Source organism: Thioalkalivibrio sp. ALE17, assembly GCF_000425605.1.
GTDB lineage: Bacteria > Pseudomonadota > Gammaproteobacteria > Ectothiorhodospirales > Ectothiorhodospiraceae > Thioalkalivibrio.
This window is the reverse complement of record NZ_KE384404.1, coordinates 249,247-265,352: the sequence shown is the minus strand read 5'-3', so window position 1 is coordinate 265,352 and position 16,106 is coordinate 249,247. Positions and strand designations below refer to the sequence as shown.

The following is a 16,106-nucleotide window of genomic DNA, read 5'->3' as shown; positions in this document are numbered from 1 at the left end:
TTTACTGGGTACGCCAGTGGTCCAGGGCGCGGTAGCTCAGCGCCTCGGTGAGATGTCGGGTGGCAATCGCTTCCGCGCCCTCCAGATCGGCGATGCTGCGCGCCACGCGCAGGATGCGGTGATAGGCCCGTGCCGAGAGACGGAAGCGCTCGGCCGCCTTGTCCAGTAGCTCGCGGTCGGCGGCCGCAAGGGCGGCGTGTTGGTCGAGTCCCGCGCCATCCAGAGTGCTGTTGAGCCTTTCCTGGCGCGCCTGCTGCCGGTTCCGCGCCCGGGTCACGCGCGTCGCGACCGCAGCGGACGTCTCGGTGGGCTCGGTCGCGCCGGCCAGGTCGGCCGGCGGGATCCGGGGCACCTCGATGGCGAGGTCGATCCGGTCCAGCAGGGGGGCGGACAGGCGCTTGCGGTGCCGGGCCCGCTGCTCCGGGGTGCATTCGCAGCGTTCGGCCAGGTCGCAGTCGAAACCCTGCGGGCAGGGGTTCATCGCGCCCACCAGCTGGAAGCGGGCCGGGAACTCGGCCTGGCGCGCGGCACGCGAGATGTGGATTACGCCGGTCTCCAGCGGCTCGCGCAGCACGTCCAGAACCGAGCGGTCGAACTCCGTCAGTTCGTCCAGGAACAGCACGCCCTGGTGCGCCAGCGAGATCTCCCCGGGGCGCGGGGTGCTCCCGCCGCCCACCAGGGCCACGCCCGATGCGGTGTGATGGGGGGAGCGGAACGGGCGGGCCCGCCAGTCACCCCGCAGGTGGGAGCTGCCGCGCAGGCTGTGGATGGCGGCCGTCTCCAGCGCCTCGGCCTCGTCCATCGGCGGCAGGATGCCGGGGATGCGCGCCGCCAGCATCGATTTGCCGCTGCCGGGCGGGCCGACCATCAGCAGGTGGTGCCCGCCGGCTGCGGCGATCTCCAGGGCGCGCCGTGCCTGGTGCTGGCCGCGTACGTCCGCGAGGTCCGGGTGGCTCGGCGGGTTCGGCTCGGGCGGCCGGGCGGGTGCCAGGGCGTCGCGCCCGGCCAGCGCCGCGCATACCGCAGTCAGGTGTGACCCGGTGAGGACTCGCGCGCGCCTCGCCAGTGCCGCCTCGGCGCCGTCCTCCGGGTTGACCACCAGGGCGCGGTCGGCATCCGCGGCGGCGAGTCCGGCCGCCAGTGTGCCGCCCACCGGCCGCAACTGGCCGTCCAGCCCCAGTTCGCCGAGGAATTCGTGTGCCGCCAGGGCTTCGGCCGGGATTTGCTGGCTGGCGGCGAGGATGCCCAGGGCGATGCCGAGGTCGAAGCGGCCGCCGTCCTTGGGCAGGTCTGCGGGGGCCAGGTTGACGGTGATGCGCCGCCGCGGGAATTCGAAGCCGCTGGTCTGGATCGCCGCGCGCACGCGATCACGGCTCTCGCGCACCGCGGCCTCCGGCAGGCCGACGATCTGGAAGGCCGGGAGTCCATTGGCCAGATGGGTCTCAATGGTCACCAGCGGGGCATGAATGCCGTCGATGGCGCGGGCGTAGGCAATGGTGACGGGCATCCGTGCCCCTCCGTTCGGCCGCCGGGGGTCCGTCCCCGGCGGGTGGTTTCAGTGGTGGCTACTGCCCCGGGGTGTCGTCCGGCCGCCCCTCCAGCGCGGCTACGCGAGCCTCCAGTTCGGCGAGGCGTTCGCGGGTGCGCTCCAGCAGGGCGACCTGGATGTCGAAGTCCTCGCGGGTGACCAGGTCCATGCGCTCGAAGCCGCTTTGCAGCGATGAGCGGACCTGCCGCTGCACGTCTTCCTGCATATGGCGCACGGACTCCGGGAGGCTCTCGGTGATCCGGCGAGCCAGATCGTCGAAGCGTTTGGAATCGATCATCGGGTGGTCTCCTGACGCGTGTTCTTGGTTCTGGCCAGTGTAGCGCGGCTGACCCCGGGTACGGCTACTGCGATGCGGAGCGCCCGCCATCCACCGGGATGATCTGGCCGGTAATGTAGGGCGCATCCAGCAGCAGGAACCGCACGGTGCGGGCGATATCCCCCGGGCTGCCCTCGCGCTTGAGGGCGGTGCGCTCGATCATGGCCTCGTGGGTGCCGGTATTCTGCGCATCCTCCGGCGCCAGTATCGCGCCGGGCGCGACTCCGTTGACCCGCACGCCGGGCCCCAGTTCGCGGGCAAAGGCCTGGGTCAGGGCCCAGAGCCCGGCCTTGGCCGCCGAATATACCGGGTAGCCCTTGAGCGGGCGCAGCGCGTGGATATCCACGATATTGACGACCGCGCCCCGCGCCCGCTGCAGCGCCGGGTTGCAGGCCTGGGTGAGGAAGGTCGGCGCCTTCAGGTTGGAGCCGATCAGGTCGTCCCAGGCGGATTCGCGGATCTCGCCCACGGGGGTTGGATAGAACGTCGAGGCGTTGTTGACGAGAAAGTCCAGCCGCCCCCAGGCCGCCTCGGTGTCGCGGGCGAGGCGTTCGATGGCCTTGGGGTCGAGCAGGTCGGCCTGCAGGGTGCGGGCGCTGTCGGGGCGCGCCGCGTTCAGCTCGGCGGCGAGCGCGTCGGCCTCGTCGCGAGAGCCGCGGTAATGGATCAGCACCCGCAACCCGGCCGCATGCAGGTGCCGGGCAATGGTGGCGCCGACGCGCCGCGCGGCCCCGGTGATCAGCACCACGCCCGCCGGGTCGGATGTCCTGCTCGTGCTGTCGGTGGGTGCCTGCGCCACGTCCGTCCCCGGGTTGGTACCATGCGTCGCCATGTTGCCGCCGAAACCTAGCACAAACACCGCCGACGATCCGGTTGCCCGGGAGATCGCCGCGCGTCTGCGCGCTCACCTGCAACAGAGTGTTGCGGCAGGTGGCGGGTTCCTTCCGTTCGTCGATTACATGCAGGCGGCCCTGTATGCGCCGGGCCTGGGCTATTACGTGAACGGGGCCCACAAGCTGGGCGAGGGCGGGGACTTCGTCACCGCGCCGGAGCTCTCGCCGCTGTTCGGCGAGACCCTGGCGACCTGGCTGGCCCCGGTGCTGCGTGATGACCTCGACGGCGCCGGCACGCTGCTGGAGTTCGGTGCTGGCAGCGGGCGCCTGGCGGGGGACGTGATCGCTACCCTGCGCGAACTCGGGGTGGCCTGGGAGCGCTATTGGATCATCGAGGTCAGCCCGGACCTGCGGGCCCGGCAGCAGGCGCACCTGGAGTCGGTGCTCACGCCCGAGGAGTACGCACGGGTGGCCTGGCTGGACGCCTTGCCCGACACCCCAGTTCGCGGCGTGGTGCTGGCCAACGAGGTGCTGGATGCCCTGCCGGTGGAGCTGTTCCGCTGGCGCGCGGGACGCGTGTGGCAGGTCGGCGTCACCACCGAGGCGGACGGGTCGCTGACCCTGGCCGAGCGCGAGGCCCCGCCGGCCCTGGCCGAACCCGTGACGCGGCTGGCGGCCGACTATGGCCCCTGGCCCGAGGGCTACCTGTCCGAGTGGCGGCCGGCGCAGGCGGCGTGGGTGCGCGCGCTCGCCGAGGGGCTGGAGCAGGGGGTGGCCGTGATCGTGGATTACGGCTTTCCGCAGGCCGCCTACTACGCCCCGGAACGGCACCAGGGGACCCTGGTCGGCTACTACCGCCAGCAGATGATCCAGGACCCTCTGGCCCATCCGGGGCTGATGGACCTGACTGCCAGTGTCGACTTCACCGGCGTGGCCGAGGCGGCGGATGTCGCGGGCCTCGATGTGCTGGCCTACGCCGGGCAGGGCGAATTCCTCCTGGGGGCGGGGCTTCCGCAGCGTTTCGAGGCGCGCGTCGGCAGCGGCGAGGATGCCCGCCTGACCATGCAGGCGGCGCAGGCCGTGCGCATGCTGACCCTGCCGGGCGAGATGGGCGAGCGCTTCCAGGTTGTGGCTCTCGGTCGCGGCTGCGCGCATCTGCCGCTGGGGGGTATCCCCGATCGCCGGGGGCGCCTGTGAACCCCGGTCCTGGCGCAATGGCGCGGTCGTTCCGGGGATGCTTGGTGGCATCGACGAAACCCGGCATGCTGGCGCCATGAAGGTACTGGGTATCGAAACCTCCTGTGACGAGACGGGCGTGGCGCTGATCGACAGCGACCGTGGCCTGCTCGCGCACCGGCTGTACAGCCAGACGGATCTGCACGCAATCTACGGCGGCGTGGTGCCGGAACTGGCCTCGCGTGACCACATCCGGCGGCTCCTGCCGCTGGTGCGCGCGGTGCTGGAGGAGGCGGGCGTGGACGGGCCGGACCTGGATGCGGTGGCCTACACCGGCGGGCCGGGACTGCTGGGGGCGCTACTGACCGGTGCCTCGGTGGCTCGCTCCCTGGCCTGGGGCTGGGGTATCCCGGCGCTGGCGGTGCATCACCTGGAGGGCCACCTGCTGGCGCCGTTCCTGGAGGATACCGGGCTCGACTTCCCGTTCCTGGTGCTGCAGGTCTCCGGGGGGCATACCCAGCTGATCCATGCCCGGGCCCTGGGCGACTACGACCTGATCGGCGAGAGCATCGACGATGCCGCCGGCGAGGCCTTCGACAAGACCGCCAAGCTGCTGGGGCTGGGGTATCCGGGTGGCCCGGCGCTGGCGCGCCTGGCGGAACAGGGCGAGCCGGATGCCCTGCGGCTGCCGCGCCCCATGCTGGATCGCCCGGGGCTGGACATGAGCTTCTCCGGCCTGAAGACCGCCGTCCTGACCGCGCTGAAGAAGCAAAGTTACCGCCCGGAGGATGTCGCCCGCGCCTTCGAGGAGGCCGTGACCGACACTCTGGTCGAAAAGACCCGGCGCGGTCTGGAGCAGACCGGGGCCCCGGCGCTGGTGGTGGCCGGTGGCGTGGCCGCCAACACCACGCTGCGCGCGGGGCTGCAGGCCATGGCGCAACGCCAGGGGGTGCCGGTGTATTTTCCGCGCCCGGAGTTCTGCACCGACAATGGGGCGATGATCGCGCTGGCCGGGCTGCGGCGGCTGCAGGCCGGTGGCGTCGGGGATGCCGGGGCCCCGGTTGTCGCCGCGCGGGCCCGCTGGCCCCTGGCCGAACTGGAGGCGCCGGTTCCGGCCGGACCGGGCTGAAGCCCTGCCCGGCCCGTGCTCGGCGGGCTGTCAGTCTCCGGGGGCGGGGGCCTTGTTCTTCTGGCCGATGCGCGATTCCTCGCCGCGCATCAGGCGGCGGATATTGCTGTCGTGGCGGATGAACAGGATTACGCTCATCAGCGCGACCGCGGCGCTGATCCAGTGATCCATGCCCAGCAGGATCGTGTACACCGGGGCCATGCCGGCCGCGACCAGGGCCGCCAGCGACGAATATCGCCAGATCGCGGCGACCACGAGCCAGGTGAGCAGCACCAGTCCGCCGGCCGCCGGGCTGATCGCGAGGATCACGCCAAGTGCGGTGGCCACACCCTTGCCGCCCTGAAGGCGGTAGTACACGGGGAACACGTGACCGAGGAAGGCGGCCAGGCCGATCAGGCCGATCGCCCAGCCGGGGAAGAGCTCCAGCTGGAGCGCGACGAACACCGGCAGCCAGCCCTTGCCGACATCCCCGATGAGCGTGATGATGGCCGCCTTCTTGCCGCCCGAGCGCAGGACATTCGTGGCGCCGGGGTTCTTCGACCCGGTGGTGCGCGGGTCCGGCAGACGCAGCAGCTTGCTGACCAGTATGGCCGTGGAAAGCGATCCCAGCAGATACGCGATGATGATGCCGATTGTAATAGCCATGAGCGGTGAGCCTGTCTGCGCGGATGGGCAAGAGATTGCGAGCGCACATGATACGCAAGCCGGTGGCCGGCGTTCAGCGCGCTGAGATGGGGGGTGTGACCCGTCCGGTCCATGACCCGACGCTGGTGCTGTTGCACGGCTGGGGCTTTTCCGGCGCGGTCTGGGCGCCCCTGCGGGCCAAGCTGCCGGCCGGCACGCGGGTACTGGCGCCGGATCTGCCCGGTCATGGGGCCGCGGGCGACGGCTGGCGGCTGGCGGATGCGGAGGGCGCCGCCGCGGCCCTGATCGCCGCGCTGCCGGCTGACGTCGAGTGCCCGGTCTGGGCTGGCTGGTCCCTGGGCGGCCTGGTGGCGCTCGCGGCGGCGCGCCAGTGGACGGGCCCGCAGGGGCTTGTACTGATTGGGGCAACGCCACGCTTCATCCGTAATGATGACTGGCCGGCCGCCCTGCCGCTGGACGAGCTGGAGGACTTCCGCGCCGCCCTCGGAGGCGACCGCCGCCGACTCAATCGGCGTCTGGCGATGCTCTGTGCTCGTGGCAGTCCCGATGCGGCCTCGCTCGCGCGCGCACTGGCGGATCGGATGCGGGAGGCCCCCGCCTCTCCGGATGGACTGGCGGCGGGTCTGGATCTGCTGCAGGGTGCCGACCTGCGTACCGCCTGGGCCGAGGTGCAGGCGCCGGTGGCGTGCTGGCTGGAGCCGGAGGACGCGCTGGTGCCGGCCGCGGTGGAGGCGGGACTGACGAGCTTGCGCCCCGATGGCCGGACCGGTCGCGGGGCGGGCGGTCATGCGGACTGGTGGGCGCGGCCGCAGCGGCTGGCCGGATTTGTTTCCGAGTTTCTGGATCACTGCAGTGCAGGGGAGTCCGCATGACCCGACCCGACAGCTTCGATCTCGACAAGGCGCGGGTGCGCGAGGCCTTTGCACGGGCCGCCGCCACCTACGAGGAGCATGCGGTCCTGCAGCGCGAGGTGCAGGAGCGGATGCTGGAGCGTCTGGACTGGATCCGGATGGAGCCGGAACGCATCGTCGATCTGGGTTGCGGCATCGGCGAGGCCCTGGATCACCTGAGCCGCCGCTACCGCGGGGCGCGCCTGGCCGGCGTGGACTTCGCCCCGGAGATGGTTGCGCGGGCGCGGCGGCGCGGGCGCTGGCTGCGGCGGCCGCAGGTGGTCTGCGGTGACCTTGAGGCCCTGCCGCTGGCCGAGCGGTCCTTTGATCTGGCGGTTTCCAGCTCGGCCCTGCAGTGGTGCAGCGACCTCGACCAGGCCTTCGCCGAGGTGCGGCGTATCCTGCGCCCGGGCGGGCTGTGGCTGTTTACCACCTTTGGCCCGGACACCTTGCGCGAGTTGCGCGCCGCCTTCGCGGCCGTGGACGGCGGCGCCGGGGCACATGTCAACGCCTTCATGGACATGCACGACATCGGCGATGCCCTTGTGCGATCCGGCTTTGCCGATCCGGTGATGGACCAGGAGGCCCTGACCCTGACCTACCCGGATATGACCGGCCTGATCCGCGACCTGCGCGGGGTCGGGGTGCGCAACGCCCTGGCGGGGCGTTCGTCGGGTCTGTTTGGCCCCCGGCGTCTGGTGGCCGTCGCCGAGGCCTATGCCCGCGACTTCGGCGTGGAGGGTCGTCTGCCCGCGACCTGGGAGGTGGTCTATGGTCATGCCTGGGTGCCGGATGCGCCGCCCCCGTCGCGGCCAGACGGGCGCGTGATCCCGGTTCAGCCGGTTCGTTGATCTGGATCAACGAAAATGCCGCCCGCGTCCCTCGCGGGCGATCCACCGGAAGATGTATTCTCTTGGGCAGGAAAAGTTCCGCCCGTCCCGCTCAATATCCGAGTGACACAGGCGGTATTGGTTTTTTGTGGGCCCGGAATGGGGTAGAGTTCACGCCCCCGAACCATCGGGACATCCGTGTTCCCCGCAGCAAGGTGGAAAAGTCATGTCACAAGCAGCCACTACGGCGGGTGCCGCACCCGCAGCGTCAGTCGCGACTTCCGAGCAGTACAACTACGCGATTATCAAGCGGTTTGCCATTGCCGCCGTCCTCTGGGGCGTGTTCGGGATGGCCGCCGGTGTCTGGATCGCCTCGCAGCTGGCGTTCCCGTTCCTGAACTTCGATATCGCGCAGATCACCTTCGGGCGCTTCCGTCCGGTCCACACCACGGCCGTGATCTTCGGTTTCGGGGGTAACGCGCTGTTCGCCACGTCCTACTACGTGGTGCAGCGGACCTGTCAGACCCGGCTGTGGAGTGACTCCATGGCGAGCTTCACCTTCTACGGGTGGAACCTGGCGCTGGTCCTCGGCGTGATCACCTACATGATGGGGATCACCCAGGGCCGCGAATACGCCGAGTTCAACTGGCAGATCGACATCATCATCCTGGTGGTCTGGGTCGCCTACTTCATGATCTACCTGATGACCCTGCTGCGTCGGAACCAGCCGCATATCTACGTGGCGAACTGGTTCTTCATGGCCTTTATCCTGGCCACCGCGCTGCTGCACATCTTCAACAACATCCAGGTCCCGGTCGGCCTGTTCCACCCGCATTCCTACTCCATCTTCTCCGGGGTGCAGGATGCGATGACCCAGTGGTGGTACGGCCATAACGCGGTGGGCTTCTTCCTGACGGCCGCGTTCCTCGGGATGATGTACTACTTCGTGCCGAAGCAGGCCGGTCGCCCGATCTACTCGTACAAGCTGTCCATCATCCATTTCTGGGCGCTGGTCTTCCTGTACATGTGGGTGGGTGCGCACCACCTGCACTGGACCGCGCTGCCGGACTGGGTCTCCACCCTGGCGGCGACCTTCTCCATCCTTCTGCTGCTGCCCTCCTGGGGCGGCATGATCAACGGCATCATGACCCTGTCGGGCGCTTGGGATAAGCTGCGCACCGACCCGATCATGCTGTTCCTGATCACCGCGCTGGCGTTCTACGGCATGTCGACCTTCGAGGGTCCGATGATGTCCCTGAAGAGCGTGAACGCGCTGTCGCACTACACCGACTGGACCGTGGGCCACGTACACTCCGGCGCCCTCGGCTGGGTGGCGATGATCTCCTTCGGCTCGCTGTATCACCTGATCCCGCGGCTGTGGAACGTCAACCTGTACAGCCTGAAGCTGGTGTATGTGCACTTCTTCCTGGCGACCATCGGGATCGTGCTGTACATCACCGCGATGTGGGTGGCCGGTATCGGTCAGGGCCTGATGCTGCGCGCCTTTGACCAGTACGGGAACCTGGCCTACACCTTCACCGAGTCGGTGGTGTTCCTGCACAAGCCGTACGTGGTGCGTGCCATTGGTGGCGGGTTCTTCCTGGCCGGCATGCTGATCATGGCGTTCAACATCGCGATGACCGTTCGCTCGGGCATCAAGGCCGAGGCCCGCGAGGCCCAGGCCGCGTCCGCCGAAGCCCGCACGGCCTGATTAGGGAGAGACTAGATCCATGAAGCATGAAAGCGTTGAAACCAATGCCGGCCTGCTGATCATCCTCACCCTGGCGGTGATCAGCGTCGGCGGCCTGGTCGAGATCGTGCCGCTGTTCTACATCGACGACACGATCGAGGAAGTGGACGGCGTGCGTCCGTATACGCCTCTGGAACAGCGCGGGCGTGACATCTACGTCCGCGAGGGCTGCTACACCTGCCACTCGCAGATGGTGCGTCCGTTCCGTGACGAGATGCTGCGCTACGGTCACTACTCGCTGGCGGCCGAATCGCAGTACGACCATCCGTTCCAGTGGGGCTCGAAGCGCACCGGTCCGGACCTGGCGCGCGTGGGGGGCAAGTACTCCAACGAGTGGCAGGTCCAGCACCTGATCGACCCGCAGTCGCTGGTGCCGGAGTCGATCATGCCGGGCTACCCCTGGCTGGCGACCACGCCGCTCGATTACTCCGATATCGATCGTCGCATGATCGCGCTGAAGCGCGTGGGCGTGCCGTACTCGCTCACCGACGAGGAATACCAGGCCAACGTCGAGAAGTTCGGGGAGCAACACGCCCGGATGTTCGACATCCGCGACGCCGAGGACAATCTGGTGGCGCAGGCGCAGGCCGAGAACTTCGACGGCAACCCCGGGACGATCACCGAGATGGATGCCCTCGTGGCCTATCTCCAGGTCCTCGGGACCATGGTCGACTTCAGCGAATACGACGACGGGCACTTTGCCGAATTCCGGTAAGGGAGGACGGGCGCCACGATGACGGGACTTTGGGAATGGATCACGGATATGGGCAACAGCAAGATCGTTGCCCTCATCCTCTTCATGAGCACCTTTATCGGGGTCGTGATCTTCCTGTTTTCCAATCGTCGGCGTGCCCGGAAGTTCGAGACGTATCGCTACATTCCTCTGGACGACGATGATTCACATCGGGAGCCCGTGGCCCGGCGTGACAAAACCAAGAGTGACGAGCAATGAGCACACAGGACAACCGTGATAAGGACCCGAACCAGGTCGAGACCACTGGGCACGTCTGGGACGGCAACCTTCAGGAATACAACAATCCGCTCCCGCGTTGGTGGCTGTGGGGCTTCTACGCCACGATCGTGTTCGCGCTGGTGTACTGGCTGATCTACCCGGCCTGGCCGATTGGCGACAGCTTCACCAAGGGCTTCAACACCATCACCTTCGAGCAGGGCGGCGAAGAGCGCACCATGCACTGGAACACCCGTGCGTTGCTCGCGAAGGACATGCAGACCGGCACCTACGCGGTGCGCCAGCGCGAGATGCTGGAACAGGTGGCCGCCCAGGATTACGAAACGATCCTGCAGGACGCTGAAAGCATGAGCTTCGTCAACGCGTACGCCCAGGGCTCCTTCGGTACCTGGTGTGCGGCGTGTCACCAGGTCGGTGGCGCGGGCGTGGTCGGGCAGTACCCGAACCTGCGCAATGACCACTGGAAGTGGGGCGGAACGGTCGAACAGATCGAGGAAACCCTGCACCAGGGCCGCCTGGGCTACATGCCCGGGTACCGCGACACCCTGAGCAGCGACCAACTGAATCAGGTCGCCGCCTACGTGCTGTCGCTGAACGACTACAGCGTGGATCAGGACGACGCCGATGCCGGCGCCCGGATCTTTACCGGGACCGACGGTGGCTGCTTCCAGTGCCACGGCATGGACGCCCAGGGGCTGACCTCGCAGGGCGCGCCCAACCTGACCAACGATCTGTGGGGTCTGGTCGACGTGCGCGGCGCGGAAAGCGATAGCGAGCGTCAGCGCCTGGTCGCCAATTTCATTCGCGATGGTATCCAGCGTGAGATGCCGGCATTCGGTGATCGACTGTCGGATGCGGAGATCAAGATGCTGACTGCCTACGTGCATTCCCTGGGCGGGGGGCAATAGGCCGGCTCCGTCGACCTGGCGAGCCCCGGGGGTGCGGAGGCCTGCCAGGATGCACGCGTTGACAGGGGTGCCCGCCGGGTGGATTGACGCCCGAGGGTGCCCCTTTTTGTTTTGAACTGTTGCCGCGGCCCGCGTATTGCCGCCGGGCCGCACTGCCGGATACGCTCCGGGAGGATCCGATGTCCCAGTCCCAGCCGCTGTACGAGGCGCGAATCCCGATCCACCCGCGGTCGGTCAAGGGGCGGTTTCGCAACCTGAAGACCGGGATTCTCCTCCTGGCCTACGGGGTGTTCTTCGGTCTGCCGTGGATCCGCTGGGAACGTGAATACGGGCCGGACCAGGCGGTGCTGTTCGACATCCCCGGGCGCCAGTTCCATATCTTCGACCTGGTCGTCTATCCGCAGGATATCTTCTGGCTGGCAGGCTTTCTGGTCCTCGCCGCATTGCTGCTGTTTTTTGTGACCGGTGTGGCCGGGCGCGTGTTCTGCGGCTACTTCTGCTTCCAGACCCTGTGGACCGATGTTTTCATGTGGCTGGAGCGCAAAATTCAGGGGGAGCGGCCCGCACGCCTCCGGCTCGCCAAACAGCCCTGGAACGCCGAAAAGCTGGCGAAATATGGTCTCACCCATGCGTCCTGGCTGCTGGTGGCTTTCGCCACCGGGCTCGGGTTCGTCCTGTACTGGGGCGATGCGCCTTCCATCGTGGCGGACTTCTTTACCGGCCAGGCGGTCTACGCCGCCTATGTGACCGCGGGGATCCTGACCGCCACCACCTACACGTTTGCCGGGCTGGCCCGCGAGCAGGTCTGCACGTTCATGTGCCCCTACGCGCGTTTCCAGAGCGTGATGTTCGACCGCGACACCATGATCGTGTCGTACGACGAATCACGCGGCGAGGGCACCGCCGGCCGCGCCAAGGTCCAGGCCGGTCTGAAGACCCGCGAGCAGCGCCAGGCCGCCGGCGTCGGGGACTGCATTGACTGCGGCTACTGCGTGCAGGTGTGCCCGACCGGCATTGATATCCGCGATGGGCTGCAGTACCAGTGCATTCACTGTGCGCTGTGCATCGATGCCTGCGACACGATCATGGACAAGCAGGGCTGGCCACGCGGGCTGATCGCCTATACCTCGGAGCGCGAGCAGGAGGGCGGCAAGACTCGGTTCCTGAGGGGCAAGACGCTGGGTTATGGGGCGGCCGTGCTGGTCGTTATCGTTGCACTGGTTGCCAGCATCGTGGGTCGCCCGCCCGTGGACGCCAACGTGAACCAGGTGCGCCAGCCGCTGTATGTGCAGATGTCCGACGGGCGCATCCAGAACGGCTACGAGATTCGCCTGAACAATACCGCGGACCGGGAGCTGGACTTCCAGATCGGACTCGCCGGGCTCGACGGCGCGGAGCTCGACCTCGGGCAGGTGGAGCGGATCCGCCTGGAGCCCGGGGAGCGACTCACCGTGGTCGCGCGCGTGCGCCACGACGTGCCCGAGGGCGCTCCCTCGCCGCAGCCGTTCCGTTTTGTGATTACGGATCGCGAGGGTCATATTGAACCGCTCGAAGTGACGTCCCAGTTCAGTCATCGCTAACGGTGTTCCGTTGCGCACTGCGCCCGGGCGAGAAACAGTAATCGTGCTGCCGGAAATCGCGCGGCACCCCGCGAGCCCCTAGCTTGCGATCACGCAGGAAACGAAGAAGACATCATGAGCAATCTCGTCATTACCCTCGGCGTCGGTACCGCGGCCCTGGCCATCCTGTTCGCGCTGATCTACCGCTTCACGCGGCTCAAGGCCTACAGCACATCGGCTGTGGTCGTCGCCCTCATGCTGTTTGTGTTCATTCCCTACTCGATCCTGACCTGGCAGGGCGCGGATGTCTTCGCCATCCATCTCGCGCTGTACATCATCGTGCCCTACGGGCTGGGGATCGTCTTCACGCAGAAAGAGGCGGAGGCCGAGAGTGGCGGCAAGGCCAAGATTGGCCGGCTGCACTGGGCTCCGCTGGTTCTCGTGGGGTTTTTCACGATCGTCGCGTCCGTCCAGGCCGTCCTGATCACGCTGGCCCATAACGGGATGCCGCAGCAGTTTATCGGTTCCATCCTGCCGGAGCCGGAGAACCGGGCGGAGCAGGTGACCTCGGCATTCCCGGGCACCGTGGCCGGCATGGAGAGCCGCAAGCAGGCCCTGGCCGTACACCGCGTGTCGGAGCTCCAGGCCCAGCGCGAGAAGGGCTGGCAGGTTCGTCAGGGCTGGGTCGAGCGCCCCACCGAGGGCGAGGCCGCCACGCTCCAGGTAGAGGTCCGGGATGCCGATGGCGTCCCGATCAACGACGCCAGCATCCGCGGCATCTTCATGTGGCTCGCCGACGAGCGCCGCGACCAGGGCTTCGAGATGCAGCACATGGGCGAAGGCCTGTACCAGGTCGAGGTCGCACTGCCGGCCCCGGGGCGCTGGGATCTGCGCTTCCAGGTCCAGCGCGATGACCAGCTCCTGGAACAGCAGGCCCGGACCCGCGTGCGCAGCGCCCAGTCCGGCTGACCCCCCGCGCTCCCGCCGTGGCGCTCGCGTCCGACTCGCAGGCCCCGGCAGCGTCCGCGGCCCCGACCCAGTGTTTCCACTGCGGGCTCGCTGTGCCCGCGGGCGCGTACTATCCCGTCACCTTCGAGGGGCGGGAAGAGCCTACCTGCTGCCCCGGCTGCCAGGCCGTGGCCGGGGCGATTATCGAGCGCGGCCTGGGGGCCTATTACCATCACCGCGATGCCCCGCCGGCGGAAAGCGGCAGTCCCCTGATCCCGGACGAGCTGCGCGAGCTGGAACTGTTCGATCATCCCGGCGTGCAGCAGCAGTTCGTCACGCCGGCGGGTGCGGTCGGCGAGCGCCGCGAAGCGGCCCTGATGCTGGAAGGCATCACCTGCGCGGCCTGTGTCTGGCTCAACGAGCGCCATGTCCAGACCCTCCCGGGTGTGGAGAGCTTTCGCGTCAACTATTCCACCCATCGCGCCCAGGTCGTCTGGGACCCCGAACGGATCGCCCTGTCGGATATCCTCAAGGCGATCCGCGACATCGGCTATCACGCCCACCCCTACGACCCCGGCACCCGCGAGCAGGCCATCGCCCGCGAACGCGGGCTGGCCCTGCGCCGGATCGCCGTGGCCGCCCTTGGCATGATGCAGGTGATGATGCTGGCCGTGGCCCTCTGGCTGGGCGCTGAGGACACCGAGCACGAGGACCTGCTGCAGTTCATGCGCTGGGTCGCCGCCGCGCTCACCACGCCAGTGGTGCTCTACTCCGCGATCCCGTTCTACCAGAGCGCCTGGCGCGACCTGCGCCATCGCCAGCTCGGCATGGACGTACCGGTGAGCCTGGCGATCATCGTCACCTACCTCGCCAGCCTCTACGCGGTGATCCTCGGCACCGGTGAACACGTCTACTTCGAATCCGTGGTCATGTTCGTGTTCTTCCTGCTGACCAGTCGCTACCTGGAGCTGATCGCGCGCCAGCGCGCCAGCCATGCCATCGACCGCCTCGACCGACTGGTGCCGGCGATTGCCAACCGCGAGGGCCCCGACGGGCAGATCGAGGCGGTCCCGGTCGGCGAACTGGCCCCCGGCGACCGGGTGCGGGTCCGCCCCGGCGAGACCATCCCGACCGACGGTGTCGTGCGCGCGGGCGAATCCACGGTCAACCGCGCCCTGCTGACCGGCGAGCCGGAGCCCCACCCGGCCCGCCCCGGCGATGCCGTGACCGGGGGCACCGTCAACGTCGACGGCCCTCTGTCCGTCGAGGTCCAGCGCGTCGGCGCGGAGACCACCCTGGCCGCGATCCAGCGCCTGCTCGACCGCGCGCAGACCGAGAAGCCCCGTATGGCTCGGATCGCCGAGGCCGGTACCGGCTGGTTCGTGGGCGCGGTACTGGTGCTTACGGCACTGGCCGGCCTGGTCTGGTACGCCTGGATCGACCCGGCCCGCGCCCTCTGGGTGATGGTCGCGATGCTGGTCGCGACCTGTCCCTGCGCCCTGGCGCTGGCGACCCCGGTCGCGCTGACGGCCACCACCGGCGCACTCTCGCGCATGGGTCTGCTGGTGACCCGCGGCAGTGCCCTGGAGGCCTTGCCGCGGGTCGACATGGTCTGCCTCGACAAGACCGGTACCCTGACCGCCGGCATGCCGCGCCTGGTCGCCCGCGAGGAGCTGCAGCCCGCCCCCGAGGGCGACGACTGGCTGGCGTGGGCGGCGGCGCTGGAGTCCCATTCCGAACACCCCCTGGCCCGGGCCCTGGCCGGGTCGGCGGGGGCCTCCCGCATCCACGCCACCGGGGTCCGGAACCTGCCGGGCCGGGGCCTCGAGGGCCGCATCGAGGGGCGCCGGGTGTCGATTGGCGGGGCCTCCATGCTGCCCTCCGGCGTCGACGCACCGAGTCCGGCCGCACCCGCGGACTATCCGCTGGCCACGCCGGTCTGGCTGGTCGTCGACGATCAGCCCGTCGCGTTGTTCTGGCTGGCCGACACCCCGCGTCCGGAGGTGCGGGATGTGCTCGGTGACCTGCGGGCGCGCGGCCTGCGGGTGGTCCTGCTGACCGGAGACCGCCCCGAGGCCGCCAAGGCGTTTGCCGCGCAGATGGACATCGCCGAGGCCGAGGGGGGGCTGACGCCGGAGGACAAGCTCGCGTACGTGCGGGCGCGCCAGGCCGAGGGCCGGGTGGTGCTGATGGCCGGCGAGGGCATCAACGATGCCCCGGTGCTGGCCGGCGCCGACGTGTCGATGGCGATGGGCGGCGGCACCCAGCTGGCCCAGACCCAGGCCGACCTGGTCCTGCTGTCGGATCGCCTGGACCACTTGCCGCAGGCCCTGGATCAGGCGCGCCACACCCGGCGCGTGATCCGTCAGAACATTGCCTGGGCAATCGGCTACAACGTGGTGGCGCTGCCAGTGGCGGCCGCCGGCCTGCTGACCCCCTGGCTGGCGGCACTGGGCATGTCCCTCAGTTCGCTGCTGGTGGTGGGCAACGCCCTGCGGCTGCGACCGGCGCGGGAGACCGCGGAGCGCAGCCCCATTCGCCCTGCCGAGCCCGTGGCGCCGCCGCGGCCGCCGGTGTAGGTACTGGTTTAAGCGGCTGGTCTG

General features: G+C 68.8%; 15 protein-coding genes. 11 read left to right on the top strand and 4 right to left on the bottom strand.

What is annotated here, in order from left to right:
• Position 1: 1 nt before the first annotated feature.
• The 3 genes from H609_RS0112230 to H609_RS0112220 all read right to left on the bottom strand — a co-directional run bounded on the left by H609_RS0112230 (position 2) and on the right by H609_RS0112220 (position 2,613).
• On the bottom strand, positions 2–1,507 hold the full coding sequence (locus H609_RS0112230) for a YifB family Mg chelatase-like AAA ATPase (protein WP_028485058.1): 1,506 nt from the start codon (positions 1,505–1,507) through the stop codon (positions 2–4).
• Positions 1,508–1,565: 58 nt separating this feature from the next.
• On the bottom strand, positions 1,566–1,826 hold the full coding sequence (locus H609_RS0112225; RefSeq protein ID WP_018867744.1) for an accessory factor UbiK family protein: 261 nt from the start codon (positions 1,824–1,826) through the stop codon (positions 1,566–1,568).
• Positions 1,827–1,890: 64 nt separating this feature from the next.
• Positions 1,891–2,613, bottom strand: coding sequence for a pteridine reductase (locus H609_RS0112220; protein WP_028485057.1), 723 nt, complete (start codon positions 2,611–2,613; stop codon positions 1,891–1,893).
• 82 nt (positions 2,614–2,695) lie between these two features.
• Here H609_RS0112220 and H609_RS0112215 point away from each other — a divergent pair, with 82 nt between their 5' ends.
• Positions 2,696–3,895 (top strand): class I SAM-dependent methyltransferase, encoded by a 1,200-nt coding sequence (locus H609_RS0112215; protein ID WP_038036303.1) that lies wholly within the window; start codon positions 2,696–2,698, stop codon positions 3,893–3,895.
• Positions 3,896–3,971: 76 nt separating this feature from the next.
• Positions 3,972–5,003: a tRNA (adenosine(37)-N6)-threonylcarbamoyltransferase complex transferase subunit TsaD gene (gene tsaD, locus H609_RS0112210; RefSeq protein ID WP_026280265.1), complete on the top strand. Its 1,032-nt coding sequence runs from the start codon at positions 3,972–3,974 to the stop codon at positions 5,001–5,003.
• 30 nt (positions 5,004–5,033) lie between these two features.
• Here tsaD and plsY read toward each other — a convergent pair whose 3' ends face one another.
• Complete coding sequence (plsY, locus tag H609_RS0112205; RefSeq protein ID WP_018875941.1) at positions 5,034–5,648, bottom strand: glycerol-3-phosphate 1-O-acyltransferase PlsY; 615 nt, start codon at positions 5,646–5,648, stop codon at positions 5,034–5,036.
• Between the two features lie 47 nt (positions 5,649–5,695).
• On the opposite strand from plsY, the gene H609_RS0112200 reads away from it, so the two are divergent.
• From H609_RS0112200 to H609_RS0112160, 9 genes are all read left to right on the top strand, one after another.
• On the top strand, positions 5,696–6,520 hold the full coding sequence (locus H609_RS0112200; RefSeq protein ID WP_028485055.1) for an alpha/beta fold hydrolase: 825 nt from the start codon (positions 5,696–5,698) through the stop codon (positions 6,518–6,520).
• Positions 6,517–7,389, top strand: a complete 873-nt coding sequence (gene bioC, locus H609_RS0112195) for a malonyl-ACP O-methyltransferase BioC (RefSeq protein ID WP_028485054.1) — start codon at positions 6,517–6,519, stop codon at positions 7,387–7,389. Before H609_RS0112200 ends, bioC begins: the two co-directional genes overlap by 4 nt.
• Positions 7,390–7,594: 205 nt before the next feature.
• Complete coding sequence (gene ccoN / locus H609_RS0112190; protein ID WP_028485053.1) at positions 7,595–9,079, top strand: cytochrome-c oxidase, cbb3-type subunit I; 1,485 nt, start codon at positions 7,595–7,597, stop codon at positions 9,077–9,079.
• Positions 9,080–9,098: 19 nt separating this feature from the next.
• Positions 9,099–9,833 carry a cytochrome-c oxidase, cbb3-type subunit II gene (ccoO, locus tag H609_RS0112185; protein ID WP_018877206.1) on the top strand — a complete coding sequence of 245 codons (735 nt, stop codon included), beginning with the start codon at positions 9,099–9,101 and terminating at the stop codon, positions 9,831–9,833.
• An 18-nt stretch (positions 9,834–9,851) separates the two neighbouring features.
• Positions 9,852–10,070: a cbb3-type cytochrome c oxidase subunit 3 gene (locus tag H609_RS0112180; RefSeq protein ID WP_026279315.1), complete on the top strand. Its 219-nt coding sequence runs from the start codon at positions 9,852–9,854 to the stop codon at positions 10,068–10,070.
• Positions 10,067–10,996 (top strand): cytochrome-c oxidase, cbb3-type subunit III, encoded by a 930-nt coding sequence (gene ccoP / locus H609_RS0112175; RefSeq protein ID WP_018867754.1) that lies wholly within the window; start codon positions 10,067–10,069, stop codon positions 10,994–10,996. The genes H609_RS0112180 and ccoP overlap by 4 nt, the downstream gene beginning before the upstream one ends.
• A gap of 179 nt (positions 10,997–11,175) precedes the next feature.
• Positions 11,176–12,576, top strand: a complete 1,401-nt coding sequence (gene ccoG / locus H609_RS0112170) for a cytochrome c oxidase accessory protein CcoG (RefSeq protein WP_018867755.1) — start codon at positions 11,176–11,178, stop codon at positions 12,574–12,576.
• A gap of 114 nt (positions 12,577–12,690) precedes the next feature.
• On the top strand, positions 12,691–13,524 hold the full coding sequence (locus H609_RS0112165; RefSeq protein ID WP_018867756.1) for a FixH family protein: 834 nt from the start codon (positions 12,691–12,693) through the stop codon (positions 13,522–13,524).
• 17 nt (positions 13,525–13,541) lie between these two features.
• Positions 13,542–16,082 (top strand): heavy metal translocating P-type ATPase, encoded by a 2,541-nt coding sequence (locus tag H609_RS0112160; protein WP_038036301.1) that lies wholly within the window; start codon positions 13,542–13,544, stop codon positions 16,080–16,082.
• Positions 16,083–16,106 lie beyond the last annotated feature (24 nt).